Genomic DNA, 1,947 nt, shown 5'->3' with positions numbered 1-1,947 from the left:
ATCTTAAAATTGATGATTCAAATTTATGAAACATAATTTAAAAAATCATAGTCTTTTTGGAGTAAAATTGATTAAAATTAAAATGTTGTAAATCATTCTTATCTGTTGATTTTATTATTGTTATAGTTATTTAAACTATTTTACATATCGAAATATTACCATATTTCTTTTTAGGCTATAAATAACGCTAAAAATCGGCATGTTTCCCATTTATTTTATAACATTTATTAGCTAGGATTTGTTTTGAATTCTTCTACCGTAAAGTAATTAGTTTCAGATTATTAAGGTAGTACTAATTCTACAGAAAAAAGTAAGAAAAAACCTAAATTAAAATGTTTTTAATCGGCTATTTTTTCCGTTCAACTAAAAATCCTTCAAATGTGTAGTAATCAGATTGTATTACTTTCAAAATAAAAAGCAAATCACCTAATTTAGTGACGTTTTAAAACCATTATTTTCTAATGTTTTTGTAACAAATTAGCCCCAAGCTACTTAATATTAACTCGAGATTTTATCTCAAAAACTAATGCTTTACCCCCAAAAGTAAGGCAATTGAAGAATTTTACGTTTGTAATTATCGATGACGACCATAAAAATAGGTTGAAAACTAAAGCCACGGCCGAAAGTTTTTCAAACCTACATTTTTTGGCTATGGCAGATAATTATGACGACGGAATTGATATTGTTTTAGAACATAATCCGGATGTTATTTTCCTAGAAATCGATCCGTTGGAGAAAGAATCCAATCTATCATTGGCTTTAATCAATGAGCTTTATCGTTATCTATCAAAAGTTCCAAAGGTTATCGTAACTACTAAAAACGATTCACTTTGCTTAAATGCCTTTAAATATGGCGTATTCGACTATTTAATCAATCCAATTGAAACTAAAGAAGTACGTAAAACCATTTTTAGGTTAGATAAAGAGTTAGAATCGAATACTGTGATTGCTCCAAAAACGCAGAATCCGGTTCAAGTTTCTAATGTTAATCCTGTAGAAATTCATGAAACTGTAGCAACTGATTCAGATGAAGTAGTTTTAAACGAACTTGTTGAAGAATCAATTTCTGAAGAGCTTATTGAAAATGATTTAATTACAGATGAATATTCAAATGATATTATCGAATCTGAAGAGGTAATTGCAGTAGTTGAAGATAAAAATACAGATGTTGAAGATAAATCTGTTACGTTACTTCAAACCGAAAACACTAAAGAAAAACCACTTATTATTTGTGTAAAATCTTATGGTGATTACCGTTACATAGAAGCAAAAGACATTTGTTACCTTCAAGCCGATAACAATTCTACGGATATTCACTTGAATACTGGCGAAATGATTACGGCATTCAAAACCTTAAAGCATTTTGAAGGATTGTTGACCTATCCGTTTGTTAGAATTCACAACAGTTACATCGTTAACATTGATTATGTGTCGAGAATTCATACTGGTAACGCCGTTTGCCATATTAAAAATACCACTACAAAACTTCCGTTTTCTAAATCTTACAAAGAAAACATCGATGCCATAATTGCTACAATCGCATCTGGTAATTACTTGGAGATATAGATTTTTGCTAAATAGCATACTTAAGTTCTACAGAAATTGTTTTTACCTTATAATTGTTTAGATAAATTTAATCTTTTTAATATGTTGTATTTAATAGCATCCTTTTGTATTTTAATCATAATATATTCATATTATGATTTATTTAATAATACATTATTGTCTAAAAGAGCTAGGACTAATTGGACTTTTGTGATAGTTATTATTCCTGTCGTTGGCTCACTAATTTATTTTGTTTACAAAAATTTCTACATGCGTAAGTGAAGATTTAGATTTTCTACAGTATTACTTCATGAAATTTAATAAGTAAATAGTAGATTTATACTAAATTTTGGCTCATTAAAGCATTAAAACAATCCCAATTGTTTTAATGCTTTTTTATTT

At 27.9% G+C, this 1,947-nt stretch carries 1 protein-coding gene; it reads left to right on the top strand.

The window, feature by feature from the left end; translation table 11 throughout:
- Positions 1–552: 552 nt before the first annotated feature.
- The gene (locus DIU01_RS04975; RefSeq protein WP_290832138.1) at positions 553–1,566 is read left to right on the top strand and encodes a LytTR family DNA-binding domain-containing protein; all 1,014 of its coding nucleotides are present in this window, start codon (positions 553–555) and stop codon (positions 1,564–1,566) included.
- The last annotated feature ends 381 nt before the right edge of the window (positions 1,567–1,947 follow it).

The sequence above is a fragment of the Flavobacterium sp. genome, assembly GCF_003525665.1.
Lineage (GTDB): Bacteria > Bacteroidota > Bacteroidia > Flavobacteriales > Flavobacteriaceae > Flavobacterium.
The sequence above is the reverse complement of the archived record's forward strand: the minus strand, read 5'-3'. Positions and strand labels throughout refer to the sequence as shown.